This window comes from Leifsonia sp. L25 (assembly GCF_050632895.1).
Window position 1 is genome coordinate 2091055 of record NZ_JBODRZ010000003.1, and the last position, 25763, is coordinate 2116817.

Below are 25763 nucleotides of genomic sequence, written 5' to 3' on the forward strand. Positions count from 1 at the left end.
CAGCGCGTGTCGGACGACGTTGGCGCAGCATCCGACTCCTCTGGCGACGCGACCGCGCACCGTCGCTGCGTACCGATAGGAAAATGCGCAGCAAACTCGCGTACCGCCGCGAAATCGTGCTGAAGTCGTGTGTCAGCATTGGTGCGGAGGCCCCATGACTACCGACCCCGCCCGCATGCACAGCGTCACCGACGACACCACCGAACTCGTCGATCTCGTGCTCGACTACTCACGCCGGCGCATCCTCGCGACCGACACGCCCCTGGACAAGCCGCTGCCCGAGTCCGAGCTGCGCCGGCTGGCCGGCCGCACCGTCTCCGAGAACGGCATGGGCGCCGAGCGCGCGCTCGCCGTCTTCGAGCACGTCCTCGCGCCCGCGTGCATCACCACGGACCACCCGCGTTACCTGTCCTTCATCCCGACCGCGCCCACGAAGGCGGCGACGGCGTTCGACCTCGTCGTGTCCGCGAGCGCGGTCTACGGCGGGTCGTGGCTGGAGGGCTCCGGCGCCGTGTACGCCGAGAACCAGGTGCTGTCCTGGCTGGCTGGCGAGTTCGGCCTCCCGGCGACCGCGGGCGGCGTCTTCGTGCAGGGCGGTACCCTCGGCAACCTCTCCGCACTCGTGGCCGCCCGCGACCACGCCCGGACCGAGCGCGGCAACCCGCCGGGGCGCTGGATCATCGTCTGCAGCGCCGAAGCGCACTCCTCCGTCGCCTCGGCCGCGCGCGTCATGGACGTGGAGGTCGTGACGGTCTCGCCCGGCGAGTCGGGCGTCCTCACGGGCGACGCGGTCCGCCCGGCGCTGGCCGAGCACGGCGGCGCCGTGTTCGCGGTCGTCGCGACCGCAGGGTCAACGAACTTCGGGATCGTGGACGACATCGCCTCCATCGCCGCGCTGAAGGACGAGTTCGACTTCTGGCTGCATGTGGACGGCGCTTACGGTCTGGCCGGGATGCTGTCGCCGCTCGCCCGGCCGCGGTTCGCCGGCGTGGAGCGCGCCGACTCGCTCATCGTCGACCCGCACAAGTGGCTGTTCGCGCCGTTCGACGCCTGCGCGCTGCTCTACCGCGACCCGGAGCAGGGCCGCCGTGCGCACACGCAGCACGCGGAGTACCTGGACACGCTGACCGAGGCTACCGAGTGGAGCCCGTCCGACTACGCCGCGCACCTGACCCGTCGCGCCCGCGGCCTGCCGCTCTGGTTCTCGCTGGCCTCCCACGGCGCCGCCGCCTACCGGGACGCCGTCACGGCCTCACTGCTGCTCGCCCGCCGCATCGCGGACGAGATCGACCGCCGGGAGGGCTTCCACCTGGTGCGCCGGCCGCAGCTCTCCGTCGTGGTCTTCGAGCGGGAGGGCTGGAGCAAGGAGGATTACGCGCTCTGGTCGGCTCGCCTCCTGGACGAGCAGCGCGCCTTCGTCACGCCGAGCTCGCACGCCGGCCGGACGAACACGCGGTTCGCCATCCTCAACCCGTTGACGACGTTCGAGGACCTCGTGGAGATCCTGGATTCGATGGAGGGCTGAGCTTCGATGGAGGGCTGACGCCCGGACACGACGAAGCCCCCGCCGGTGGCGGGGGCTTCGTCGTGTCCGGGATCCGATCAGACGATGTCGTCGTCGATGCCGCGTCGGGTGACGCGGTCGCCGGTCACGGGGTCCACGGTGGAGCGTGTCGTCGCGATGGTGCGGCGACGGCGGGTCAGCAGGATGATCCCGATGATGATGCCGACAACGCCGGCGATCATCAGGATGTATCCGACCAGGTGGAGGTTGATCCAGTCGACTTGGATGTTGAGGGCGAACGCGAGGATCGCTCCGATCACGAACAGGACGATTCCGGTGCCCAGACTCATGGAGACCTCCCTTATACGCGTCGGCTGCCGGTCAGCAGCCGAACGAGCCAGACGATCACCGCGAGGACGAGCAGGATGATGCCGACCCAGAGCAGGAAGTTCAAGGACGACACGAAGCCGCCCGTGAGCAGCAGGATGACCGCGATGATGGCGATGATGATGAGCAGGATGTTCATGGAGGGGTTGTCCTTTCCTTGACGCGCTCCACGCAACAACTGTTTCGGTTGTCGAACAATCCCCTTGACGTCAGGACCTTTCAGGCCTATTCGCGTGTCGCTCCCCGCCGATCCCGTCCACTGTCCGGCGCATCCTCGTCAGGAAGCGGGTCACGGTACGCGCTTCCTCCTCGCTCAGCTCGGCCGCCTGGGCGGCGATCTGCTCCTGCGCGATCGTGAGCGGGCCGGTGTCGCCGAAGGCCGCGCGTGTCGGGACGAGGTCCACCGACCGACGGTCGGCGTCGTTCGTCCTGCGCTCGATGTAGCCGCCGCGGACGAGCCGGTCGATGAGCGCTGTGGTCGACGCGCTGGAGACACCGACATAGGTGCTGACGTCCTTGGCGGAGGTGCGGCGTCCCTCCGCCGCGTTGTCGAGGATCAGGCGCAGCGCGAGGAAGTCGTTCTCGCCGATGCCCATGGCCGCCCCGGTGCGCCGCCGCATCGCGGTCTCCGCCGCGCGATAGACCTGCAGCGCCTCGAGCACGCCGGTGTCAGGCGGGGGCTCTTCGGATCGCTCGGTCACTCTTGTCAGTCACGCCCCACCTCTGCGATCCCGCAACGGGATGCCGCCGAATTTTCGGCGGATTCACGGCATGCCCGAGAGCGCGTATGCTCGGGCAGTGCTTCCCGACACGCTCCTCCTCGATCGCTACGAGCTCCGCGATCGGCTCGGGCGCGGCGGGATGGGCACCGTCTACCGCGCGTTCGACCGTCAGCTGGGGCGCTTCGTCGCGGTCAAGGTGTTCGCCGCCGGGGAGGCCAGCGACGACGCCCGGCGCCGCGCGGAGGCCACGGCGCTCGCCCGGGTCTCGCATCCGAATCTCGTCACGCTGCTCGACGCGCACCTTTCGCCCGAGGGCGACCCCTCCCCGAGCTTCCTCGTCCTGGAGCTCGTGGATGGGGAGGACCTCCGTTCGCGTCTCGACCGCGGACCGGTGGCCGCCGAGGAGGCCGTGGCGATCGTCGAGGGCATCGCGGCGGCCCTGGTCGTCGTGCACGGCGCCGGGATGGTCCACCGCGACCTCAAGCCCGCGAACATCCTGCTCGGCGACTCCGGAGTGCCGGGCGGCATGCCGCACGCGAAGCTCGCCGACTTCGGGATCGCCCACCTCCTCGGCACCGAGCGGCTGACGACGGCCGGCACCATCATCGGCACCGCCGGCTACCTGAGCCCCGAGCAGGCGAGCGTCGCCGAGCCCGGGCCCGCGGCCGACATCTACGCGCTCGGCCTGGTGACGCTGGAGGCCCTCACCGGTGTGACGGAGTACCCCGGGACCCCGCTGGAGGCCGTGACGGCGCGCCTCGCCCGCGACCCGCGCATTCCCGAGTCGCTGCCGGAGGACTGGCGCGGCCTGCTCGGCGCGATGACCGCGCGCGACCCGCGGCTGCGCCCGACGGCGCTCGAGGTGGCGGTGCTGGCCAGGGAGCTCGCACCCCAGCTGGCCGGGTGGACCCTCCCGGCGCAGGAAGTACCGGGCGAGTTGGCGCCGACCGCCGCGATGCCCGCGGCCGAGCTGGGCGGGGGTGCGCTGGGCGGGGGTGCGCTGGGCGGGGGTGCGCCGGCGGCCGCCACGCAGCCCTCGCACAGGTGGGCGTACCGCGGCTTCGAGCGTGGTTCGCGGCGACGCCGGGTCATGGCAGGGGTCGTCGCGGGCGGAAGCGTCCTCCTCGTCGCTCTGGCGCTCAGTCTCGGCAGCGCGCTCGCCCCCGCCTTCACGGAGCCGACCCCGGCGGGGACCGAGGGGGCGACGCCCCGGCCGAGTCCGACGGTCACCGGCCCGGCGCAGACCGTCGCGCCCGTGGCGACGACCGTCCCGCAGACCGCGGTCCCTGCGCCGCCGGCTCCGGCCCAGAACCAGGGCACCGGTGGCAACGGGAACGGGCACAGCAAGGGCAACGGCCACGGGAAGGGCGGCGGCTGAGCGCGTCAGCCGGTCCGTGCTTCGCGGCCGAGGCTAACTCCGCCCCAGCCCCCGGTACTCCCACCCCGCGCCGACCCACGCCTCCGGATCGAGGACATTCCGCGCGTCGATGATGCGACGACCGGACACGAGGGTCGCCGTTCGTGCCGGGGCGAGCCCCGCGTACTCCCGCCATTCGGTGAGCAGGATCACCAGTTCCGCGCCCGTCAGCGCCTCGTCCGCGGACTCGACCGTCACCAGCTCGGGATCGCGGACACGGGCGTTCGCCGTCGCGTGCGGGTCGGCGGCCACCACCTCGGCTCCGGCCGCGCGCAGTGCGCTCGCGATCTCGAGCGCGGGGGAGTCGCGGACATCGTCCGAGTCGGGTTTGAATGCCAGGCCCAGCACCGCGACCCGTCGGCCGGTCGGGGCGGAGCCGAGCAGCTCCTCGGCCAGCTCGACGACGCGCGCTCGGCGGCGCAGGTTGATCTTGTCCATCTCGTCCAGGAACCGCACCGTCTCGGCGAGCCCGAGCTCGACGGCGCGCGCCTGGAACGCGCGGATGTCCTTCGGCAGGCAGCCGCCGCCGAAGCCGACGCCGGCGTTGAGGAAGCGCCGGCCGATCCGCGCGTCGTGACCGATCGCGTCCGCGAGCTGCGTCACATCGGCGCCGGTGGCCTCGGCGATCTCCGCCATCGCGTTGATGAACGAGATCTTCGTGGCCAGGAACGCGTTCGCCGCGACCTTCACCAGCTCCGCCGTCGCCCAGTCCGTCACGATGAGCGGGGTGCCATCGCGCAGCGGCTTCTCGTAGACCCGCGCGAGCGCGGCGGCCGCGGCGTCGTCCCGCGATCCGCCGGTGACTCCGAACACCAGCCTGTCCGGAGTCAGCGAGTCGGCGACCGCGTGCCCCTCCCGGAGGAACTCAGGGTTCCAGGCGAGCGTCACGCGCGGATCGCCCCCGTCGATGGTCGCCGAGAGCCGCTCGACAGTGCCGACCGGAACCGTCGACTTGCCGACCACGATGTCGCCGTCCTTGCCGTGCGCGAGCACCTGCGCGAACGCGGCATCCACGTACGAGAGGTCGGCTCCGACGCCGCCGGATACCTGCGGCGTGCCGACGGCGATGAAGTGGAGGTCCGCTGAGCCCAGAGCCGCGGGGTCGGTGCTGAAGCGGAGGCGTCCGCTGCCCAGCCCGGACAGCAGGAGCTCCTGCAGGCCCGGCTCGAAGAAGGGAGCTTCGCCCCGGGAGAGCTGCGCGACTTTCCGCGCGTCGACGTCGACGCCCACGACGTCGTGACCGAGCTCGGCCATCGCGGCAGCATGGACCGCCCCGAGGTAGCCGCAGCCGACAACAGAAAGTCTCACCAGGTCGTTTACTCCTTGCTGGGCCGGTGCGGCTGTGTGCGTGCGGCCGGTGCGGGCGCCACTCGATGTCAGGGGACGGCGCCCGCACCTCATTCGCCGCCGGAGGGGATGGGCAGCGGGCCTGCGCGTCGTTCCGATTGAACCTCGCGCTGTCTAAAATTCTGTGCTTTACGCGATGCATTGGCAAGCGAATCTGCTGAATTTCACCTGTTCGCCGGGCGGATCTCACCCACATCAGGCATTGCCCGGACGCTCCGTCACCTCGGCGTCGATCGGGTGAAAATGACACATGCGCCGTGTGGCCGCTATTATGTTACCTGCTGATGTGAGGTGAATGATGAGATGAAGAGACTGATGACGTGCGTGCGATCCTCCGCCACCTGGCCTTCCGCTCAGCGGTATTCGGCGTGAATGTGCTGCCAGCATCGCCTATGGCGCTCAGCGGGGGCGCGGACCGGGGGGCAAGGGGGTATTCATGACGATCCTGGGGGAACCGATGAACACGACGAGGGTGAATTCGAACCAGCCGCGCATCACGATCCGACGGGCAACCGGCTCGCTCTCAATCACATCGAGCCGAAGGAGTCAGGTATGACGATCACCAAGACATCCGACGCGTCGTCCGGTGACGGCCGTCTCGAGGGTGAGGTGCCACGGCTGCCGCGGCTCTCGCGCTACACGATCGATCGGCCGGCGCTGTCCGCACGTCTCGACCGCGCGCTGCGGGAACAGGCCACGGTCGTGCGGGCCCCGGCCGGCTACGGGAAGACGTCCCTCGTCCGCAAGTGGCTCGAGAGGCCGGGCGGCGCGACGCGGGTCGCCGCCGACTGGATCGACCTCGAGCTCGTCACCGGCGGGGTCCGGGGCTTCTGGGACGCCGTCCGCACCGAGTTCGACCCGCACGGGGACGACGACCGGTGGGACACCGACCCGGTCGCCGCAGCGCAGGACACCATCGCCGGGTGTCCCGGCACCGTCGTGCTCGTCCTCGACGGATACACGCGCGGCTGGGACGGTCTGCTGTCCGCCGAGCTGGTCCAGGTGCTCCGCCGGACGCCGAACCTGCACCTCATGGTGCTCACCCGAGCGCTCACCTCCTTCGAGTCTCCCGGCCTGGCGGCCGTTCTCGACCTGGTGGTCGTGCAGAACGACGACCTGGCCTTCGACCGGGCGGAGCTCGACCAGGTGGTGCGCGTGCTCGGCCTGGACGTCGAGCGACGCATCCTCGACCACGTGCTCCGGCAGAGCCGCGGCTGGCCGCTGGCCGCCCGCGCGATGGTCCGGATCTTCGACGACCCGCGCTCCGCGCTCGCCGAGCCCGTCGCCGTGCGCGCGCTCGAGGACATCACGGCGACGGTGGTCGCCGAGCTGCTCGCTGCGGCGCCGGTCGGCGACGACGGCCGTCTCGGCCTCCAGCGGGCGGCCGTCGCCCCGTACCTCTCGCCGCGCATCGTCGAGCGCATCAACGCGGACGAGGCGGAGGGCGACCCGCTCGCAGACGCCGAGGCCGCGGGCCTCGGCGTCTGGACGTATGCGCGCGGCCAGGGGCGCCTGGTCTACGAGCTGCTCGATCCGGTGCGCGTGGCGTTGCGTTCGCAGCTCGACGCGGAGTCGCCGGGCGAGAGCGAGCGGCTCGCCGGGGAACTCCTCGACGTGTTGGAGGCGAACGGGGACTCCGTCGCCGCGCTGCGTCAGGCGCTGCGGGCGAGCGACCTCGCCGCGGCCGAGACGATCATCGCCCGCAACTGGACCTCGTCGTTCACCGAGGACGCCGCGGACTACCTCGAGGTGCTCGGCGGGGTGGAGCTCGGCGCGATCCGGTCCTCGGCCATCCTGCTGACGGTCACGGGACTGCTCCGCGAGATCGCGGGAGGGGATGCGACAGGCGCGCTCGACTACTACCAGGCCGCAGCGGAGCCGCAGGCGCTGCGCGGCAGGCGGCCGGAGCCCGTGCGGCAGTACTGGACGGACCTCGCCAGCATGGTCGCCCTCCGCAAGGTCGGGCGGCTCGCGAACGCCGAGGACTTCCTCGGCCCGCTGTCGACACCGGACCCGGCCGTCTCCGTCCCGCCGATCGCGTGGCTCGAGATGGGCCTCACGCAGCTCCGTCTCGGCCGGGAGCTCGAGGCCGTGACCTCGTTCGAGCGCGCCGCGATCAGCGTCTCGGACGACCGGGACCTGTACGTGTTCGCGTCGGGGGCCGCCTCGCTCGCGCACGCCCTCCACGGCGAGCTGGACCGGGCGACGGCGGTCGCCCAGCGACTCGGCTCCCACCGCTACGGCGATCGGCCGCTCGCGCCGGCGGTCTTCGCGCCGCTGGTGATCGCGCAGCAGCTCATCTCGACAGAGCTGCACGCGTTCGCCGACACCGGAGGCGACGGCGAGGCGCCGGCCGACGAGGCCTCCGCGTGGCTGCCCGGCGCGGCCGTCGACGTCGGGGAGCTGCACAGCTACGCCGCCTACGCGGCCGCGCTGCACGCGCTCGCGGCCGGGGAGCTGGAGGAGGCCCAGCACGTCATCGACGGCGAACTGCTCAGCAAGGGCGCGCACACGCCGAGCAACACCGAGAGCGCCCGCTTCGTGGCCCTGAGCGCCGACCTGCTGATGTCGCAAGGCAACCTGGTCGCCGCGCAGAAGCTCATCAAGGCCTTCCCGGACGGCACCAACCGGCTGCGGCCGGTGTCGGCGCGCCTGCTGCTGATGTTCCGCGAGTACCGGAGCGCCCAGCTCCTGGCCGAGACCGTCCTGGCGGAGAGCCCCGGACCGCGCACCCGCGTGGAGACGCTGCTCGTCCAGGCGGAGGCGCTGTACCGGCTGAAGAGCGCGCGGGCGGCGACGATCCGGTTGAACGCGCGGCAGCTAGCCGAGGCCAACGGCCTCCTCACGCCGTTCGTGCTGACGATCGAAGGCCAGGTCGCCCCGCTGCCCACGGCCTCCACGGCGGGCTCCGGCGACATCGACGCGGCGCTGTCGCGGATCACGCCGCTCTTCTCGGAGGCGGCGATGGCCGCCCAGCTCACCCAACGCGAGCGGATCGTGCTCGACCGCCTCCAGTCGACCGCGAGCCTCGAGTACATCGCCCGCTCGCTGGTCGTCTCGATCAACACGGTGAAGACGCAGACGCGCAGCATCTACCGCAAGCTCGGCGCCAACTCGCGCGAGGAGGCGGTGCGGGTCGCGTACGACCTGGGGCTGCTGCGCCCGCGGCTGCCGATCGGGCGGAACCGCTACGAGGGCGACGACCGGATCGCCTGACCGGGCGTACGACGCGTCAGCGCTGCTGACGCACGGGGGCTGCGCTGACGATCTGGATCAGCGCGGCCCTCAGCGCGTCCGGGTCGTCGACCGTCGGGAAGACCTCGTCCTCCAGGCCGCGCACGGCCTCGAAGGCGGCGTGACCGCGCTCGGTGATGGACACGATGTGCCTGCGCCGATCGGTGGGGTCCGGGAGCCGGGTGACCAGGCCCTCGCGCTCCAGCCGGTCGACCGTCCGGGACATGGTCTGCGCCTCCACCTGCGCGAAGCGGGCGAGGTCGGTCTGCGAGTCGAAGCCGAGCTCCAGGAAGTGCAGCACGATGAGGCCGGCGTGCGTCAGGCCGCGGGCCTCCAGCGCTTCGTACCAGGCGCGCTCGACGGCCCGGGAGGCGGCGCCGAGCAGGCGGCCGAGCGGCCAGTTGTCCGGTTCGTGCTCGCCCTGCTCGTGGTTGCGCGTCTTGTCGCCCCCGGCGGTGTCGCCTGGCGCCACCTCCCCCGACATCGTGGCCTCAGTCGGTCCCGGCGTCGAAGGCGGCGCCCTCGGAGGACGCGTCGATCTCCCGGGAGAGCGCGTCGTCGGAGCCGCTCACGTCGAGCTCCAGGATCGAGCGGGCGCTGCCCTCCTCCAGCTCGCCGACGAGTTCGCCGGTCGGGCCGCCGATGAGGCCGGAGGCCGCGTACTGCTCGAGGCGGGAGCGCGAGTCGGCGATGTCGAGGTTGCGCATGGTGAGCTGTCCGATGCGGTCGGAGGGCCCGAAGGCGGCGTTGCCGACGCGCTCCATCGAGAGCTTGTCGGGATGGTAGCTGAGCGACGGACCCGTCGTGTCGAGGATCGTGTAGTCGTCGCCGCGGCGCAGGCGCAGGGTCACCTCGCCGGTGATCGCCGAGCCGACCCAGCGCTGCAGGGACTCGCGCAGCATCAGCGACTGCGGGTCGAGCCAGCGGCCCTCGTACATGAGGCGGCCGAGGCGGCGGCCCTCGTTGTGGTAGTTGGCGACGGTGTCCTCGTTGTGGATCGCGTTGAGCAGGCGCTCGTAGGCGATGTAGAGGAGGGCCATGCCCGGCGCCTCGTAGATGCCGCGGCTCTTGGCCTCGATGATGCGGTTCTCGATCTGGTCGGACGCGCCGAGACCGTGACGGCCGCCGATCGCGTTGGCCTCCAGCACGAGCGCCACCGGGTCGGTGAACTCCACGCCGTTCAGGGCGACGGGGCGTCCTGCCTCGAAGCGGACGGTGACGGTCTCCGGAGCGACCTCGACGTCTTCGCGCCAGGCGGCGACGCCCATGATCGGGTCGACGATGTCCAGCCCGGCGTTGAGCTCTTCGAGGCGCTTGGCCTCGTGGGTGGCGCCCCAGATGTTCGCGTCGGTCGAGTACGCCTTCTCGGTGGCGTCGCGGTACGGGAAGCCGCGCGCGACCAGCCACTCGCTCATCTCTTTGCGGCCGCCGAGCTCCTCCACGAACGCAGTGTCGAGCCACGGCTTGTAGATGCGCAGGCGCGGGTTGGCGATGAGCCCGTAGCGGTAGAACCGCTCGATGTCGTTGCCCTTGTAGGTGGAGCCGTCGCCCCAGATCTCGACGCCGTCGTCCATCATGGCGCGCACCAGCATGACGCCGGTGACCGCGCGGCCGAGCGGCGTGGTGTTGAAGTACGTCTTGCCGCCCGAGCGGATGTGGAAGGCGCCGCACTGCAGCGCGATCAGGCCCTCCTCGACCAGCGCGCGCTTGGCATCGACCAGCCGGGCGACCTCCGCGCCGTACTCCGCGGCACGGCCGGGCACCTCGTCGATGTTCGGCTCGTCGTACTGGCCGATGTCCGCGGTGTAGGTGCAGGGGATCGCACCCTTCTCGCGCATCCAGGCGACCGCGCAGGAGGTGTCGAGACCCCCGAGAACGCGATGCCGACTCGCTCACCGACCGGAAGACTGCTCAAGACTTTGGACACGCCTTCCAGCTTAGTGCGGGCGTGGGAGTGCGTCCGGGCACTGGAGAGCCGGACCCGCGTGGAGGATGCTTGCCGCATGAGCCTGACCATCTTCGGCGCCAGCGGGCGCACCGGTGCGGAGCTCGTGCGGGAGGCGCTGGACCGCGGCGAGGACGTGACGGTCGTCGTGCGGCGGCCGGCGTCGTTCGACCCGCGCGTGACCGTCGGCGTCGTACCCGATTTCGCGGACACGGCGGCGCTGCGCGAGGCGCTGACGCGGGCCGGCCTCGCGGCGGCGATGCTCGACAGCCTCGGCCGACCCGAGACCGAGCGCGCCGCCGTCGGAATCGCGGGCTGAGCGCCAGGCATTCGGCCCGAATGTCGCCTTTGCGCGCGCCAGAAGCGACATTCGTGCCGAATCCGTGGGCCTCAGCCGAGGCGGGGCGTGCGCGGCGGCTCGGTACGCCGCCGGCCGGTGGCCTCGAACGCCGCGGCCAGCGCCAGCAGCGCCGCGTCGTCGTAGGCGCGGCCCGCGAAGGTCAGGCCGACCGGCATCCCGGTGTCGTGCATCGTCCCCATCGGGACCGTGACGGTCGGGATGCCCAGGTGCCGGGGGACGAGGTTGCCGTTCGCGACCCAGACGCCGTTGCGCCAGCCGAGGTCGGCGGAGGCCGGGTTCACGTCCATGTCGGCCGGTCCCACGTCCGCCACCGCGGGGAAGACGACGGCGTCGACGCCGAGGCCGGCCATCCACTGCTCGAGGTCGACGCGGCGGGTCTCCTCCAGCCCGCGGAGGCCGTCGGCCAGCTCCGGGATGCCCTCCAGCGTCGTGCCGGGATGCTCGCGCACCCAGCCGGGGTACTCGGCGATGTCGTCGTCGAAGCCGGTGTACCGGTCCGGCAGCGCGCCTTCCGGGTGCGGGAAGATCCGGGCGCCGTCGACGTCGGCGAGCGTGTTCAGCGCGGGGTCGGCGTTGGCGGCGAGGAAGTCGTCCCAGCCCCAGGCGGACAGATCGATGATCTCCCGGCGCAGGTAATCGGGCGAGACCAGGCCGCGGGTGGCGATGGTCGGCGCGCCGGGGCGGTCGCCCTCGTAGTTGGAGACCACGGGGAAGTCGGTCTCGACCACCTCGGCGCCGGCGGCCACCAGGTCGCGGCGGGCGGCCTCCCACAGCGCGATCACCGAGTCGCGCGTGCGGATGCGCTGCCCGGTGGGGCCGCCGATGCCGACGTGCTCGCCGGTGCCGGCCTCCTCGTCGCGGTTGATGTACATGCGCGGCACCGCGATCCGTCGGCCGGCCAGGCTCGCGTCCTCGGCCAGCGCGGGATACGACGCGGGCCGCAGCTCGGACGCGGGCGGGATGGGCACCCACGGCTGTGCGCGCCAGAAGTCGCCGCGGGTGTCGGAGTCGTCGGCGACGATGACGTCGAGCACCTCCAGGAGGTCGGCCATCGTGCGGGTGTGCGGCACGACGACGTCCATCGTCGGCACGAGCGGCCAGTTGCCGCGCACCGAGATGACGCCGCGGGACGGGGTGTAGGCGCAGAGCGCATTGTTGGAGGCCGGGGCGCGGCCAGAGGACCACGTCTCCTCCCCGAGGCCGAACGCGGCGAAGCTCGCGGCGGTCGCGGTCCCGGAGCCGTTCGAGGAGCCGGAGCCGAACGCGGCCGTGAGGAAGTCGCCGTTGTACGGGCTCTCGGCGCGGCCGTAGACGCCGCGCTGCATCCCGCCGTTCGCCATCGGGGGCATGTTGGTGAGGCCGAGCAGGATGGCCCCGCCCGCGCGCAGCCGCTCGATGGTGAAGGCGTCGCGCTGAGCGACCAGGTGCTCGAAGGCGGGGGAGCCGGCGGCGGCGGTGAGGCCGCGGGCGAGGTAACTGTCTTTGGCGGTGTACGGGATGCCGTCCAGCGGGCCGAGCGTCTCGCCTCGGGCGCGGCGCCGGTCGGCGGCGCGGGCCTCCTCGCGGGCATCGGGGTTGCGGACGATCACGGCGTTGAGCCGGGGACCGGCGGTGTCGTACGCGTCGATGCGGGCGAGGTAGGCGTCGACCAGCTCGGCGCTGGTGGTCTCGCCGGACTCCAGGGCACGGCGGAGGTCGGCGATGCCGGCCTCCACGACGTCGAAGGCGGTCATGCTGCGTCCGCCTTCGTGGGCACGGCCGGCTGCTGCTGCGTGATGCAGTGGATGCCGCCGCCGCGGGCGAAGATCGGGCGCGAGTCCACCATGCTGACCCGGCTGCCCGGGTAGACGGCCTCCAGGATCTCGGTCGCTTCGGCGTCCGCGGCCTCCTCGCCGAAGCCGCAGGCGATCACGCCGTCGTTGACGACGAGGTGGTTCACGTAGCTCCAGTCCACGAAGCCCTCCTCGTCGCGCAGGGTCGCGGGCGCCGGGAGGTCCACGATGTCCCACGCGCGGCCGGCGGCGTCGGTCGTGCCGGAGAGGAACGCGCGCAGCTCGCGCGACACCTCGAAGTCGGGGTGCTCCGGGTTGCGCTGGGTGTGCAGGAGCAGGCGCCCGGGCGCGGGGATGGTCGCGACGATGTCCACATGGCCGTTGGTGCCGAAGTCGTCGTAGTCGCGGGTGAGGCCGCGGGGGAGCCAGACGGCGTGGGTGGCGCCGATCGTGCGGGCGAGCTCGGCCTCCACGCGGGCCTTGTCGGCGTATTTGTTGCGGCGCGGGTCGAGCTGCACGGTCTCGGTGAGCAGCACGGTGCCGTCGCCGTCGACGTGGATGCCGCCGCCCTCGTTCACGAGCACGGAGCTGACCAGCTCGGCGCCCGTGCGGTCGGCGACGAAGCGGGCGATCTCCGCCGACTTGCGCCACTCGGACCACTCCGGGTCGCCCCAGCCGTTGAAGGTCCAGTCGACGGCGCCGAGCACGCCGGGGCGCTCGTCGTCCACCACGAAGGTCGGGCCGAAGTCGCGCATCCAGAACTCGTCGAGCGGCGCCTCCACCTGCTCGACGTGCGAGCCGAGCATGCGGGCGGCGCGCTCGCGCTCGGACGGGTCGACCACCATCGTGACCGGCTCGAACTCGGCCACCGCGTGGGCGACCGCGGTCCAGGCGGCGTAGGCCTCCTCGGCGGAGGCGGCGTCGTCGCCGAGGGTGATGCCGGCGCGCGGGAAGGCCATCCAGGTGCGCTCGTGGGGTGCGGTCTCGGCGGGCATGCGCCAGGTCATCGTGAACCTCCGGGCTCTATTGATCGGATGATCAATAGATACCTATACTGGACCCACGATGTCAAGAGCAGCACGCAAACCGCCCGCCGAGCGGCGCGCCGAACTGGCCGCCTCCGCCCGCGCAGTCGCCCTCGACGAGGGCCTCGCGGCGGTGACGCTGCGCGCCGTCGCCGCCCGCGCGGGAGTGACGCCCGCCCTGGTCGCGCACTATCACGAGTCGATGGACGGCCTGGTGGCCGAGACCTTCACGAACATCGTCGGGGCGGAGATCGCGGAACTGCGCGCACTCCTCGCCGCGGCGCCGTCGCCCGCCGCAGGACTCGCGACGCTGCTGCGCACTCTGCTCGACGGCACGCGCGACGACGTCACCGTGGTCTGGGTGGAGGCCTGGGCGCTCGGCCGCCGCAACCCCGTGCTGGGCGCGGCGGTGCGCGACCAGATGGACGCGTGGAGCGACGCCATCGAGGGCGTGATCGCCGCCGGCGTCGCGGCGGGATCGTTCCGGGTGGACGACCCGCGCGCAGTGGCCTGGCAGTTGCTCGGGATGCTCGACGGGCTGAACGCGCAGGCGCTGGTCCGCTGGGGAGGCGCGGCCGACCGGGGGTCGTTGCTGGCGCACGCGGTGGAGGGGATGCTGGGGGTGGAGCGCGGGGTGCTGGTGGGGTAGTGAATTGCGTGTACGGAGATTTGCCGTACACTTGCGATCATGCCCACGAAAGACCGACGAATCGAAGTGCGCGTCACCAGCGCTCAGCGTGAGCTGATCGAGCGTGCGGCGCTCCTCCAAGGCCGCACCGTCTCCGACTTCACCGCCGACACGCTCACCGAGCGCGCGGAGGAAGTCGTGCGCCGTGACCGCGAGCTGCGGGTCGACGAGGAAGCCTTCGCGGCGTTCGCGGAGGCACTCGACGCACCGGCCCAGAGCGTCGAGGGGCTGGCCGAGCTGTTCCGTCGCCGTTCCGTCTTCATCGACTGATCCGCGATGCCGCAGTACCACCGGCCGCGTCCGATCGAAGCGGGCGACATCGCCTCGGACTTCGACTGCGGCGTCGACGTCCTCGACCGCTGGCTGAAGGCCTGGGCCCGGCACAACGAGGCGGCGGGAGGCTCGCGCAGCTACGTGTCCGTCACGGACGACACGCGTCGCATCGCGGGTTACTACTGCCTGTCGGCGAGCTCGATCGCGCGTGCCGACGCGCCGGGTGCCCTCGCGCGGAACATGCCCGATCCGATCCCGGTGGCGCTTCTGGGCCGGCTCGCGGTGGATCGTCGGTACGCGGGCGTCGGCCTCGGCAGTTCGTTGCTGCAGGATGCGGTGCTGCGCGCCATTCAGGCCTCGGAGGCACTCGGCATCCGCGCCCTGGTGGTGAACGCCATCGACGATGCGGTGGTCCCGTTCTACGAGCGGTTCGGATTCCGGCGGTTCCCCGACGGGTCCGAGCGCATCCTCTACCTGAAGATCGCGGACGCGTTTAAGACGGCTGCGGACCTCAGCTGACCCACGCCGTCAGCTCCGCCAGGAACTCCTCCGGCTTCTCGATCTGCGGCGAGTGGCCGCAGTCCTCGAACACCACCTCCCGGGTCACCCCGCCCTGCGCCTGGTAGCGCTCCAGCACAGCGCGGATCTGCTTCAGCATCGGCTGCGGCGGCGCGACCTCCTCGCCGGGCCAGCCGGGAATGACGCCCGCGGCGCCGAGCTGGTTGAGGTCGAAGAAGGAGGCATCGTTGACGATCGCGTCGAGGGCGCCGTGGATCCACAGGATCGGCGGCTTGACGGGGAGGTCGACGATGTCCGTCGTGTCGAAGTAGATCGGCGCCATCGTGTTGAGGACGCCGCGCGGGCCCGGCGCGAACCCGGGCCAGTCGTCCGTCGTCGTCGCGTCGCCGGGGTAGTTGTCGACCCCCGTGGCGGTCGTCAGCATGGACTGCACCCAGAGGTCCTCGTACTCGGTCGTGAAGCCGGGCGCCACATAGCCCGAGCGGTAGACGGCGCGTGGGGAGGTGGGCGACTCCTCGCCGGTGTCGCCGGCGGCCAGACGCTCCACGAAGTCGGGGTTCGCTCCCCCGCCTCCACTCCCGGACGCGGACGCGTTGAGGAGGCTCCCGTCCTCCGCGGTGCCGCCGAAGCCGTACGGCGAGACTGTGGAAACGAGCGTGAGGGTGCGCACCAGCTCGGGCCGGTCGAGCAGGAGCTGCATCACCACGCCCCCTCCCATGCTCCAGCCGACCAGGTGCACCGGACCGGTGGCGAGCTCGTCCAGCACGGCGGCGACGTCCTCCGAGAAGTCGCCGACTCCGCGGGTGGCGTCGACAGGCAGGGTCTCGCTGTCGCCGAAGCCGCGGAGGTCGATCGCGAGGGCGCGGGTGCCCTGCGGCAGCGACAGCATCGGCGGCTGCCAGAACAGCGACGAGGACACGTTGCCGTGCACGAACACGATCGTGCGGGTGGCGTCGGCGGCGACGGTGGGGTCGGTCGTGCGGGCCAGCACGTTGGCGGTGTAGCGGGAGGTCGGGATGCTGCGGGCGACGATGCCCGGGAGCAGGGTTCCGGTCACGGGTTCTCCTTCGGGTGCGGGCGGGGTGCGGGGTCCGAATGGTAATGCGGGTGAGCGGGGTACGCGCCCGGCAGGTGGGGGGTGATCTGCCGTACGCCGGCCTCCGTCATCACGATGGTGTAGTGGTTCACGTCGTCGGCCGCGAACGCCTCGAACCACGGCAGCCGGGCGCGCCACGCGGCGGGCTCCTCCGGCAGGTAGAGCGGGTCGGTGTTCAGCAGCCCGCGCGGCGCGCGCACAAACGCGATCGGCAACGTCAGCCCGGCGAGGGCCTCAGCGTAGCCGCCGCTGCCGTCCATCTCCGTCGCGTTGACGGACATGGCCTCCTCGGACACGCTCGACCGCAACTCGGGCGGCGTGCCGACCAGGTCGTAGAGCGCATAGGCCTCGACGGCGTCGTTCCACCACGGGCCGAGCGCGGGGTGCCGGCGCCAGAACGCGAGGTAGTCGTCCTCACTCGCGAAGGTCATCCGCAACCGGTCGCGCGCGGGCCCGAGGTCGGCGGCGCGGGTGACCGGGAGGCCGCCGTCGATCAGCACCAGCCGCTCCACCCGGTCGGGGTGCCGCTCCGCGAACCACACCGCGACGAACCCGCCCATCGAGTGCCCGGCGACCACCGCGCGCTCGACGCCGAGCCCGTCGAGCATCCGGGCGACGTCGTCGGCGTGGCCGGCCATCCCGTACGGGCCGGGAAGGCGACCGCTGCCGCCGCGGCCGCGCAGGTCCGGGGCGACCAGCCGCACACCGGGCAGCGCCGCGGCGACCATGCCCCAGGAGAGGTGGTTGGCGGTGATGCCGTGGATGCCGACCAGCGGCATCCCGCCCGCGTCGGCGTGCCACTGGCCGCCTGCCAGCTCCCCGCCGTCGACCGGGACGCGGAACGGCTCTGCAGGCGCGAACCCGGTCACTTCGCGCTCCACCCGCCGTCGATCGTGTAGCTCGCGCCGGTGACCATGCGCGACCCTTCCCCGGCCAGCCAGAGCGCGAGTCCGGCAACCTCCTCCGGCTCGACCAGGCTCTTGATCGCGGGCTCGGTGAGCATGATCTTCTCGACCACCTCGTCCTCAGGGATGCCGTGCAGCCGCGCCTGGTCGGCGATCTGCTTCTCGACCAGCGGCGTGCGCACATAGCTGGGCTCGATGCAGTTGGAGGTCACACCGTGCGCGGCACCCTCCAGTGCTGTGACCTTCGAGAGGCCCTCCAGCCCGTGCTTGGCCGCTACGTACGCGGACTTGAACTCGGAGGCGCGCAGGCCGTGGACGCTGGAGATGTTGATGACGCGCCCGAAGCCGCGCTCGTACATCCCTGGCAGCGCGGCGCGGATGAGCAGGAAGGGCGCCTCCAGCATGACCCGCAGGATGAGCGCGAAACTCTGCGGCTCGAACTCGGGGATCGGACGGACGTGCTGGAGGCCGGCGTTGTTCACGAGGATGTCGGTGTCGAGCCGGAGGTCGCCGAGGGCGGCGGTGTCCGAGAGGTCGACCTCCCACGCCTCACCGCCGAGCCGGTCGGCTGTCGAGCGGGAGGCCTCCCCGTTCAGGTCGGCGATGGTGACGTGCGCGCCCGCGGCGGCGAACGCCTCCGCGCACGCCAGGCCGATGCCGCTGGCGCCGCCGGTGATGAGGGCCCTGCGCCCCGAGAGGTCCGCCATTCCTGCCTCCTTCACCGGGCCCGCTGCCCACACCCGCACCCTACCCGCGCGCCGCAGCCGGGCGGAAGGAGTCTCCGCCGAGGGGGAGCCGCGACCTGTCGGGAACGGAGGAGATCCGCGAGGCCGGAGGCCGGAAACGCAGCGAACGGAGGAGATCCGGCCGCTGATGCGGTGGATCTCCTCCGTTCGCGGAGGTGTGGGTGGTGCGGGGGTTAGGGGAGGGGCGCTGGGGCGGGGGCGGCGACCGACGTGCGCACGAGGCGGGCGTCGGCGGGGGTGACGGCGTGCTTCGGGCCGGTCAGCTCGATGCTCGTCTCGGTCTCGCGCTCGGCGCAGGACGGCCCCACCCACAGCTCGACGTCGCCGGGCTCCACCGCGCGGACGCCGTCGAGGCCGGTGAACGCCAGCCGCGCGGTCGGCACCTGGAAGGTCACCTCGGCCTCCTCGCCCGGCTCCAGCGTCACACGCGCGTACCCGAGCAGCTGCGCCACCGGGCGCGTGACGCTCGCGAACACGTCGCGCGCGTAGAGCTGCACCAGGTCGGCGCCGGGGCGCTCGCCGCTGTTGCGGACGGTCACGCGCACCTCGAACTCGCCGCCGGCGGCGACGGACGCGTCCGCCTCCAGGCCGTCGCGCTCGAAGGTCGTGTAGCTCAGGCCGTGGCCGAACGGGAGCACCGGCGTGCTGTCGGCGCTCGTCACGTCCGAGGGTCCGCCGAGCAGCGGGTGCAGGTACGAGAACGGCTGCGCGCCGGCCGAACGCGGCAGCGACACCGGCAGGTGGCCGCTGGGGGCGACCCGGCCGGAGAGCACGGCGGCGATCGCCCGGCCGCCCTCCTCGCCGGGGAAGAACGCCTGCAGCACGGCAGCCGGGGCGTCCGGGCCGTTGATCGCCCAGTCGATCGCGTAGGGGCGGCCGGAGAGCACGATGACGACGGTCGGCGTCCCGGTGCGGACGACGGCCTCCACCAGCTCGCGCTGCACGCCCGGCAGCTCCAGGCTCTCGACGTCGTTGCCCTCGCCGACGGTGCCGCGGCCGAACAGGCCGGCACGGTCGCCGACGACGACCACCGCCACGTCGGCGTCGGCCGCGGCGCTCACCGCGGTGACGATGCCGGAGCGGTCGTCGCCCTCCACGTCGCAGCCGCGGGCGTGCACGAGCTCGGCGGCCGGGAACTCCTCGCGCAGCGCCTCCAGCACCGAGGGGAGCTCGAAGCCGAGCGGGACCTCCGGGTGGTGGGCGAGCACGTGGTTGGCGAAGGAGTAGCAGCCCATCAGCGCCTCGGCGGCGTCGGAGTTCGGCCCGACGACGGCGATGCGCGCGGCGGCGCGGTCGCCCTCGAGGGGAAGAGCGCCGTCGTTGGTCAGCAGCACGAGCGACTCCTCGGCCAGCCGCAGCGCGAGGGCTCGGTGCTCCGGGGAGTCGAGGTCGACGGAGGCCGGCGGCTCGTCGAAGGTCTCGTCCAGCAGGCCGAGTTCCTCCTTCTGCGCGAGCAGGCGCAGCACGGCGCGGTCGACCAGCGCCTCGTCGGCGAGTCCGGCCCGGATGCGCTCGGCCAGCGGCGCGAGGTAGGCGTCGCCGGTCGGCAGCTCGACATCGATGCCGGCCGTCAGAGCCAGCTCGGCCGCCTCTCCGCGGTCGGCCGCGATGCGGTGCATGGTGTGCAGGAACGCCACCGAGAAGTAGTCGGCGACGACCGTCCCGTCGAAGCCCCACTCGTCGCGCAGCACCCCGGTGAGGAGGTCCGGGTTCGCTCCGACCGGCACGCCGTCGATCTCGGCGTAGGAGTTCATCACCGAGCGCACGCCGCCGTCGCGGATCGCCATCTCGAACGGAGGCAGCAGCGTGTCCCGCACCTCCCGCATCCCGGCGTGCACCGGCGCGTGGTTGCGCCCGGCCTGCGACGCCGAGTAGCCCACGAAATGCTTGAGCGTGGCGTGCACGCCCGACGACTGGAGGCCGCGCACGTAGGCGGCGCCGATCGTCCCGACCACGTACGGGTCCTCGGCGATGCACTCGTCCACCCGGCCCCAGCGCGGGTCCCGGATGACGTCGAGCACCGGGGCGAGGCCCTGGTGGATGCCGAGCTCGCGCATCGAGGCGCCGATCGCGGCCCCCATCTCCTGCACCAGCTCCGGGTCGAAGGCGGCGCCCCAGGCGAGCGGGGTCGGGAAGGTCGCGGCCTTCCACGCCGCCAGCCCGGTCAGGCACTCCTCGTGCACGAGAGCGGGGATGCCCAGCCGGGTCTGCTCGCGCAGCCGGCGCTGCTCCGACCACAGCCAGGAGGCGCGCTCCACGGGGTCGACGGGCCGCGTGCCGTAGACACGGGTGAGGTGCCCGATGCCGTTGGCGGTGGCGTCCTCGTAGGTCTGGCCGGTCGTCATCTCGCCGTCGAGCGGGGCGACGTTGTCCTCGCCCTTGTCGACCCAGTAGCCGACGATCTGCGCGAGCTTCTCGTCGAGGGTCATCCGCGCGTGCAGGTCCCGCACGCGCTCGGAGACGGTGGGGAGGTTGTCAGTGGTAGTCATGCTTCTTTCCTGCATACGGGTGGTACGGGAACGTGTCGGGAACGCGAGCGGGGCCGGGTTCAGCCCTTGACGGCACCGGTGAGACCGCCGACGATGCGGCGCTCGAACAGGCTGAAGAAGATCAGGGCGGGGATCATCGACAGCGACGTGAAGGCCAGCACCTTGGAGGTGTCGGTGGCGTACTGCGACGAGAACGCCTGCACGCCGAGCGGCAGGGTGAAGGTCGCCTGGTCGTTGAGGATGAACAGCGGCAGCAGGTAGCTGTTCCAGCTGGCGATGAACGCGAGGATGCCGACCGTGATCACGCCCGGGAGCGAGAGCCGCAGCACCATCCGGAAGAAGAAGCCGAGCCGGCTGCAGCCGTCGATGAAGGCGGCCTCCTGGATCTCGTCCGGGATCGCGCGGAGGAACGGCACCAGGATGATGATGGTCGTCGGCAGCGCGAACGCGATCTGCGGGATGATGACGCCCGCGAGCGAGTTCATCAGGCCGAGGTCGCGCACCACGAGGTAGAGCGGCGTGATCGCGACGGTGATCGGGAACATCAGCCCGGCGGCGAACAGCGCGTAGAGGAAGCCGTTCCACCGGAACGGGTACCGGGCGAGCACGTAGCTGGCCATCAGCCCGAGTGCGACGGCGCCGACGGTGGTGACGAGGGCGGTGATCGTCGAGTTGAGGACCTGGCCCCAGAAGACGCCGCCGGTCAGCACGTTCACATAGTTGGCCGGGTTCCACGGGTTGGGGAAGCCGGCCGGGTCCACCGTGATCTGGGAGTTGGTGCGGAAGCCGCCGATGATGATGTACGCGATCGGCACGATCATCAGCGCGATCACGATCAGCGCGATGAAGTAGACGGCGGGCGAACCCCAGGGAGGCTCTTCCGCTCTGCACGGCGCGAGGCGCGGCGGGAGGTAACGGTGAGGGCGGTCATCACGCCGTCCTTTCTTTCGCGGCCGCGTTGCGGCGCTTCGTACGCTCGGACTTCTTCGCCGTGGTCACGGCACCGGCAGTGTCGCGACGGAGGACGAAGCGCTGATAGATGAGCGCGACGATCAGGGAGATGAGGAAGATCACGACCGCGACGGCGTTGCCGTAGCCGTAGTTGCCGGCGTTGCGGCCGTTCGCGACCATGTAGGTCGCCATCGTGGAGGTGCCGGCCGTGGAGGCCACGTACTGACCCCAGATGATGTAGACGAGGTCGAACAGCTGCAGCGCGCCGATGACGGAGAGGAATGCCCAGATGCGAAGGGTTGGGGCAAGCAGCGGCAGGGTGATCCTGCGCTGGATCTGCCAGTACGACGCGCCGTCGAGGGCGGCGGCCTCGTAGAGCTCCTCCGGGATGCCCTGCAGGCCGGCGAGGAAGAGGATGACGGCGAAGCCGACGTACTTCCAGGTCAGGATGCCTACCAGGGTCCAGATCGCGATGCTCGAGTTGGACAGCCAGTCCTGGGCCATCCAGCCGAGGCCCGCGTTGTGCAGGAAGCCGTTGAGTGCGCCGTTCGTGGCGAGCATCAGGCTCCAGCCGGTGCCGACCACGACCTCCGAGATGACGTAGGGCACGAAGATCAGCACGCGGATGATCGACTGGCCCTTCATCCTGCGGTTCAGGAGGAGCGCGAGGAGGATGGCGATCGGGCCCTGGATGACGATGGACATCACGACGATGAAGGCGTTGTGTCCGAGCGCCGCCAGGAAGGCCGGGTCCGTGAGGATCACGGCGTAGTTCTGGAGGCCGACGAAGTCGGTGGGGGTGCCGTACCCGGCCCAGCGGAAGAAGCCGTAGTAGGCGGCCATCACGACCGGGAAGATCACGAAGGCCAGGAAGACGATGACGGCGGGGCCGACCAGGAGGGCGATCTCGGCGCGGAGGCCCCAGCCCGCGCCGCGGCGGCGGCGCGGCTGCGACGGGAGCGACGCGGCCGCGCCGCTCCCGTCGTGCTGCGCGAGATCCGCCGTCGACACGGATTCGGTCGAGGTTGACTCGCGGGTGTTGCTCACAGTGCGGCCTCTCAGCCCTTCTTAGCGGCGTCGTTCGCGGCCTGGATCATGCCCTTGGCGTCGGTCTTGCCGGCGAGCATGTCGACCACGGCCACGTTCAGCGCGTTGCCGATGTTCTGTCCGAGGACGGTGTCGAGCCACTGCGAGACGAACGGCGCCTTGTTGTACGCGGCGAGCACCTCCTTCAGGTAGGGCTCGGTGACCTCCTTCTGCGCCTCGGTGTTCACCGGCGGCGAGTTGAAGGCCTTGTAGTAGTTGATCTGCTGCGGAGTGGTCGCGATGAAGTTGAGGAAGTCCGCGCACTCCTTCGGGGCCTTGACCGAGCAGGAGTAGCCGTCGACGCCGCCCATGATCGAGCCGGGCTCGCCCTTGCCCGCGTTGGAGAGCTCGGGGAACGGGTAGAAGCCGAGGTCGGGCAGGGGCTTCTGGTCGGGGGTGAGGGAGGCGATCACGCCCGGGTCCCACGCGCCCATCAGCTCCATCGCGGCCTTGTGGTTGGCCACCAGACCGGCGGAGGAGCCGGCGCCCTGCTGGGCGGAGGTGGTCAGGAAGCCGTCGTTGAACGGCTTCTGGCCGGCGAAGCTCTCCAGGTCCTGCGCCGCCTTCAGCCAGCAGCCGTCGGAGAAGCTCTTCGAATCCGCGGTCTTCTGCATGGTGGCGCCGGAGCACTCGCGCAGCGCGAACCAGTAGAACCAGTGCGCGGCGGGCCAGGCGTCCTTGGCGCCGAGAGCGATCGGGGAGACGCCCGTGGCCTTCAGCTTCTGGACGTCGGAGCTGAGGTCGTCGATGGTCTTGGGGGCTTCGGTGATCCCGGCCGCCTTGAACAGGTTCTGGCTGTAGAACAGGCCGCCAGGGAGGACTGCGAGCGGCATCGCGTAGACCTTGTCCTGGTAGGTCTCCGCCTTGAAGGAGCCGGAGGAGATGACCTTCTTGGTGTCGGACGAGATCTTGTCGGTGAGGTCCATGACCTGACCGGCCTGCACCATCGCGGCCATCTTGCCGCCGCCGCGCTGCAGGAAGATGTCGGGGGCGTCACCCGAGTTGAGCGCCGTCTGCAGCTTGCCGTCGAGGTCCTCGTTCTGGATCGACTGCATCTTGATCGTGACGTTCGGGTGGGCATTCTCGAAGGCCGCGATCGCGTCCTTCCAGTACTGCTGGCCGGGGCCGGTCGTCGAGTTCTGCCAGAGCGACATGGTGACTTTGCTGTTGCTCGAGCTGTCGGAGGTGCCGCTGCACGCGGTGAGCGCGAGCGAGCCGGCTGCCAGGACAGCTGCTCCGATGAGGAGCTTCTTGGCTTTCATGTGATTCCAACCTGTTCTCTTCGTTGAGCGGCATCCGCGGATTCGCGATGCCTGGTGACGGAAGTCCGTGCCGGGGCTGCCGGCCGGGCGAAGCCTCTCGCCTGGGGCCGATCGGGGACTCGTCGCGTCCGGGAGGCTGACCGGACCACGTCAGTGTCGCAAGCCCGATTGGGAGTGTCAAACGTTTTCGAAATCCTTTTCGAAATCCTTTTCGAAGTTGCTATGCTGCTCCGTCATGGGACGACGTCCAACCATCAACGACGTGGCCGAGGCGGCCGGAGTGTCCGCTGCGACCGTGTCCAAGGCGGTCAACGGCCGCTACGGCGTCGCCTCGCACACGGCCGAGCGCGTCCTCCAGGTCGTGGAGGAGCTCGGCTACGAGTCGAGCCTCGTCGCCTCCAGCATGCGCTCGCGGCAGACCGGTGTCATCGGCGTTCTCGTGGCCGACTTCGAGCCGTTCAGCGCGGAGGTGCTGAAGGGCGTCGGCGCTGCGCTGTCGGACTCCCGCTACGACCTCCTCGCCTACAGCGGGTCGCGCCAGCTCTCGCCCGAGGGCTGGGAGCGGCGTTCGCTGAGCCGGCTGAGCGGCACGCTCATCGACGGCGTCATCATGGTGACGCCCACCGTGGTCAACGTGAACGCGGACGTCCCCATCGTCGCGGTCGACCCGCACACCGGCCGCGCGGACCTCCCGACCGTGGAGTCGGACAGTTTCGGCGGCGCGCGCAGCGCGGTGGACTTCCTGATCGGGCTCGGCCACCGGCGGATCGGCTTCGTCGCCGGCCGGCCGGACCTGCGCTCGTCGGCCGCGCGCGACGCAGGCTACCGGCGCGCGCTGACGGAGGCCGGCATCCCGTTCGACCCGTCGATCGTCGGCGTCGGCAACTACGAGCAGGAGAGCGCCCGGGAGGCCGCCCGTCGCCTGCTCGCCGCGCCCGAGCGACCCAGCGCGATCTTCGCCGCCAACGACCTGTCCGCGATCGTGGTCATCGAGGTGGCGCACGAACTCGGGCTCGAGGTGCCGCGCGACCTGTCGGTGGTCGGCTTCGACGACATCCCGGAGGCGTCGCGGTTCTCGACGCCGCTGACGACGATCCGGCAGCCGATGGGGCGGCTCGGGGCCGCGGCCGCGGAGCTGGTGGTGGCGCTGATGTCCGGCGAGGAGCCCGACCCCACCCACATCCGCCTGCCCACCCGCCTCATCCGCCGCGCCAGCACGGCGCCGCCGGCGTAGTAGGCCGGCTGGGCCGGGCGGTCCGCCCGGTCCGGGCGGGCTCCGCTCGCGAAGGAGGGCTGGCCGAGACACGCCGTGCGACTCCGTTCGGACAGCCTTCGGAAGGAGATCCGCGACCGTGTCTCCTTCCGTGGAGTGCGCCTCGGACCCGGCTCAGAGCTCGGGCGGGGCGCCGAGGCCGGAGGCGGCGGCGCGCATGGCGGCCTCCGCGCTCGCGACCGTGATCAGGCGGTTGCCGGCGACGATGTGGAGGCCGTAAGCGTCCTCCAGTGCGACCAGGTTCATCGCCAGCGTCTCGACGGGGAGCGCCGGCGCGAAGACGCCTGCTGCCGCGCCGCGCTCCAGGACGCCGGTGTAGGTCGCGAGCTGGCGCAGGTACATCCGCTCGACCAGCTCGTCGTGCAGCGCGGAGGTGCCCGCGAGCACGTCGAACTCGTAGAGCAGGCGCATCAGGGCGTCGTCCGGGCCGCTCGGGAGGCCCTCCCGGATGGCGGCGGCGAGCTGGAGCTGCGGCTCGGCGATGCCCGCGACGATCGCGTCCCGGCGGTCGCAGAACCGTTCCAGGCCGGCTCGGTGGGCCTCCACGAGGAGCTGGTCGAGGTCCTCGTAGTAGTAGAGGATCGCGCCGCGGGTGAGCCCGGCCTTCGCGGCGACGTCGGCCAGGGAGAGCGAGCGGAGTCCACGTTCGCCGACCGCGCTGAGCGCCGCCTCGACGAGGTCCGCGCGGCGCTCGTCCTGCTTCTTCGGCCGGGCCATGAGTCGACCCTACCGGCGCGCGGCGGCCGGGATCGCTTGACACC

General features: G+C 71.5%; 22 protein-coding genes and 2 pseudogenes. 8 read left to right on the forward strand and 16 right to left on the reverse strand.

Going from position 1 to position 25763, the window contains the following annotated elements; all coding sequences use genetic code 11:
- Nucleotides 1-154: 154 nt before the first annotated feature.
- A complete protein-coding gene (locus ACRAWC_RS14490; protein WP_431348352.1) occupies nt 155-1525 on the forward strand; it encodes a pyridoxal phosphate-dependent decarboxylase family protein in 1371 nt (456 codons plus the stop codon).
- A gap of 77 nt (nt 1526-1602) precedes the next feature.
- Here ACRAWC_RS14490 and ACRAWC_RS14495 read toward each other — a convergent pair whose 3' ends face one another.
- The 3 genes from ACRAWC_RS14495 to ACRAWC_RS14505 all read right to left on the reverse strand — a co-directional run bounded on the left by ACRAWC_RS14495 (nt 1603) and on the right by ACRAWC_RS14505 (nt 2592).
- A complete protein-coding gene (locus ACRAWC_RS14495; RefSeq protein WP_431348353.1) occupies nt 1603-1854 on the reverse strand; it encodes a DUF6458 family protein in 252 nt (83 codons plus the stop codon).
- A gap of 11 nt (nt 1855-1865) precedes the next feature.
- The gene (locus tag ACRAWC_RS14500) at nt 1866-2030 is read right to left on the reverse strand and encodes a hypothetical protein (protein ID WP_431348354.1); all 165 of its coding nucleotides are present in this window, start codon (nt 2028-2030) and stop codon (nt 1866-1868) included.
- 70 nt (nt 2031-2100) lie between these two features.
- Nucleotides 2101-2592, reverse strand: coding sequence for a MarR family winged helix-turn-helix transcriptional regulator (locus ACRAWC_RS14505; protein WP_431348355.1), 492 nt, complete (start codon nt 2590-2592; stop codon nt 2101-2103).
- Nucleotides 2593-2689: 97 nt separating this feature from the next.
- On the opposite strand from ACRAWC_RS14505, the gene ACRAWC_RS14510 reads away from it, so the two are divergent.
- Nucleotides 2690-3991, forward strand: coding sequence for a serine/threonine-protein kinase (locus ACRAWC_RS14510; RefSeq protein WP_431348356.1), 1302 nt, complete (start codon nt 2690-2692; stop codon nt 3989-3991).
- A 33-nt stretch (nt 3992-4024) separates the two neighbouring features.
- Here ACRAWC_RS14510 and ACRAWC_RS14515 read toward each other — a convergent pair whose 3' ends face one another.
- A complete protein-coding gene (locus ACRAWC_RS14515) occupies nt 4025-5338 on the reverse strand; it encodes a UDP-glucose dehydrogenase family protein (RefSeq protein ID WP_431348357.1) in 1314 nt (437 codons plus the stop codon).
- 591 nt (nt 5339-5929) lie between these two features.
- Here ACRAWC_RS14515 and ACRAWC_RS14520 point away from each other — a divergent pair.
- The gene (locus tag ACRAWC_RS14520; RefSeq protein WP_431348358.1) at nt 5930-8593 is read left to right on the forward strand and encodes a LuxR C-terminal-related transcriptional regulator; all 2664 of its coding nucleotides are present in this window, start codon (nt 5930-5932) and stop codon (nt 8591-8593) included.
- Nucleotides 8594-8609: 16 nt separating this feature from the next.
- On the opposite strand, the gene ACRAWC_RS14525 is transcribed toward ACRAWC_RS14520, so the two are convergent.
- Together ACRAWC_RS14525 and argG are read right to left on the reverse strand one after the other, a co-directional pair.
- The gene (locus ACRAWC_RS14525; RefSeq protein WP_431348359.1) at nt 8610-9095 is read right to left on the reverse strand and encodes a MarR family winged helix-turn-helix transcriptional regulator; all 486 of its coding nucleotides are present in this window, start codon (nt 9093-9095) and stop codon (nt 8610-8612) included.
- Between the two features lie 7 nt (nt 9096-9102).
- A pseudogene (gene argG, locus ACRAWC_RS14530) lies at nt 9103-10538 on the reverse strand (argininosuccinate synthase).
- Between the two features lie 76 nt (nt 10539-10614).
- Here argG and ACRAWC_RS14535 point away from each other — a divergent pair.
- Nucleotides 10615-10875, forward strand: a complete 261-nt coding sequence (locus tag ACRAWC_RS14535) for an NAD(P)H-binding protein (RefSeq protein ID WP_431348360.1) — start codon at nt 10615-10617, stop codon at nt 10873-10875.
- A 71-nt stretch (nt 10876-10946) separates the two neighbouring features.
- Here the strand turns inward: ACRAWC_RS14535 and ACRAWC_RS14540 are convergent, their stop codons facing one another.
- Together ACRAWC_RS14540 and ACRAWC_RS14545 are read right to left on the reverse strand one after the other, a co-directional pair.
- Nucleotides 10947-12650, reverse strand: a complete 1704-nt coding sequence (locus tag ACRAWC_RS14540; RefSeq protein ID WP_431348361.1) for an amidase — start codon at nt 12648-12650, stop codon at nt 10947-10949.
- Entirely contained in the window at nt 12647-13696 is a 1050-nt protein-coding gene (locus ACRAWC_RS14545; protein WP_431348362.1) for an agmatine deiminase family protein, read from the reverse strand. Before ACRAWC_RS14545 ends, ACRAWC_RS14540 begins: the two co-directional genes overlap by 4 nt.
- Nucleotides 13697-13754: 58 nt before the next feature.
- On the opposite strand from ACRAWC_RS14545, the gene ACRAWC_RS14550 reads away from it, so the two are divergent.
- The 3 genes from ACRAWC_RS14550 to ACRAWC_RS14560 are packed head-to-tail and all read left to right on the forward strand — an operon-like array spanning nt 13755 to nt 15194.
- Complete coding sequence (locus tag ACRAWC_RS14550; protein WP_431348363.1) at nt 13755-14363, forward strand: TetR/AcrR family transcriptional regulator; 609 nt, start codon at nt 13755-13757, stop codon at nt 14361-14363.
- A gap of 39 nt (nt 14364-14402) precedes the next feature.
- Nucleotides 14403-14672, forward strand: coding sequence for a DUF1778 domain-containing protein (locus tag ACRAWC_RS14555; protein ID WP_431348364.1), 270 nt, complete (start codon nt 14403-14405; stop codon nt 14670-14672).
- Between the two features lie 6 nt (nt 14673-14678).
- Complete coding sequence (locus ACRAWC_RS14560) at nt 14679-15194, forward strand: GNAT family N-acetyltransferase (protein ID WP_431348365.1); 516 nt, start codon at nt 14679-14681, stop codon at nt 15192-15194.
- Here ACRAWC_RS14560 and ACRAWC_RS14565 read toward each other — a convergent pair.
- The 7 genes and pseudogenes from ACRAWC_RS14565 to ACRAWC_RS14595 form a co-directional block, all read right to left on the reverse strand.
- A complete protein-coding gene (locus ACRAWC_RS14565) occupies nt 15187-16251 on the reverse strand; it encodes an alpha/beta fold hydrolase (RefSeq protein WP_431348366.1) in 1065 nt (354 codons plus the stop codon). The two genes, ACRAWC_RS14560 and ACRAWC_RS14565, sit on opposite strands and share 8 nt — an antisense overlap.
- On the reverse strand, nt 16248-17159 hold the full coding sequence (locus ACRAWC_RS14570) for an alpha/beta hydrolase (protein WP_431348367.1): 912 nt from the start codon (nt 17157-17159) through the stop codon (nt 16248-16250). The genes ACRAWC_RS14565 and ACRAWC_RS14570 overlap by 4 nt, the downstream gene beginning before the upstream one ends.
- Nucleotides 17156-17902, reverse strand: a complete 747-nt coding sequence (locus ACRAWC_RS14575; RefSeq protein WP_431348368.1) for a 3-hydroxybutyrate dehydrogenase — start codon at nt 17900-17902, stop codon at nt 17156-17158. Before ACRAWC_RS14575 ends, ACRAWC_RS14570 begins: the two co-directional genes overlap by 4 nt.
- Nucleotides 17903-18114: 212 nt before the next feature.
- A complete protein-coding gene (locus ACRAWC_RS14580; protein WP_431348369.1) occupies nt 18115-20430 on the reverse strand; it encodes a beta-glucosidase in 2316 nt (771 codons plus the stop codon).
- 59 nt (nt 20431-20489) lie between these two features.
- A pseudogene (locus ACRAWC_RS14585) lies at nt 20490-21323 on the reverse strand (carbohydrate ABC transporter permease); the annotation flags it as partial.
- Nucleotides 21324-21360: 37 nt separating this feature from the next.
- Nucleotides 21361-22392: a carbohydrate ABC transporter permease gene (locus ACRAWC_RS14590; protein WP_431348370.1), complete on the reverse strand. Its 1032-nt coding sequence runs from the start codon at nt 22390-22392 to the stop codon at nt 21361-21363.
- A 47-nt stretch (nt 22393-22439) separates the two neighbouring features.
- Nucleotides 22440-23729 (reverse strand): ABC transporter substrate-binding protein, encoded by a 1290-nt coding sequence (locus ACRAWC_RS14595; RefSeq protein ID WP_431348371.1) that lies wholly within the window; start codon nt 23727-23729, stop codon nt 22440-22442.
- A gap of 235 nt (nt 23730-23964) precedes the next feature.
- On the opposite strand from ACRAWC_RS14595, the gene ACRAWC_RS14600 reads away from it, so the two are divergent.
- A complete protein-coding gene (locus tag ACRAWC_RS14600) occupies nt 23965-24963 on the forward strand; it encodes a LacI family DNA-binding transcriptional regulator (RefSeq protein WP_431348372.1) in 999 nt (332 codons plus the stop codon).
- Between the two features lie 153 nt (nt 24964-25116).
- Here ACRAWC_RS14600 and ACRAWC_RS14605 read toward each other — a convergent pair whose 3' ends face one another.
- Nucleotides 25117-25719 (reverse strand): TetR/AcrR family transcriptional regulator, encoded by a 603-nt coding sequence (locus tag ACRAWC_RS14605; RefSeq protein ID WP_431348373.1) that lies wholly within the window; start codon nt 25717-25719, stop codon nt 25117-25119.
- Nucleotides 25720-25763 lie beyond the last annotated feature (44 nt).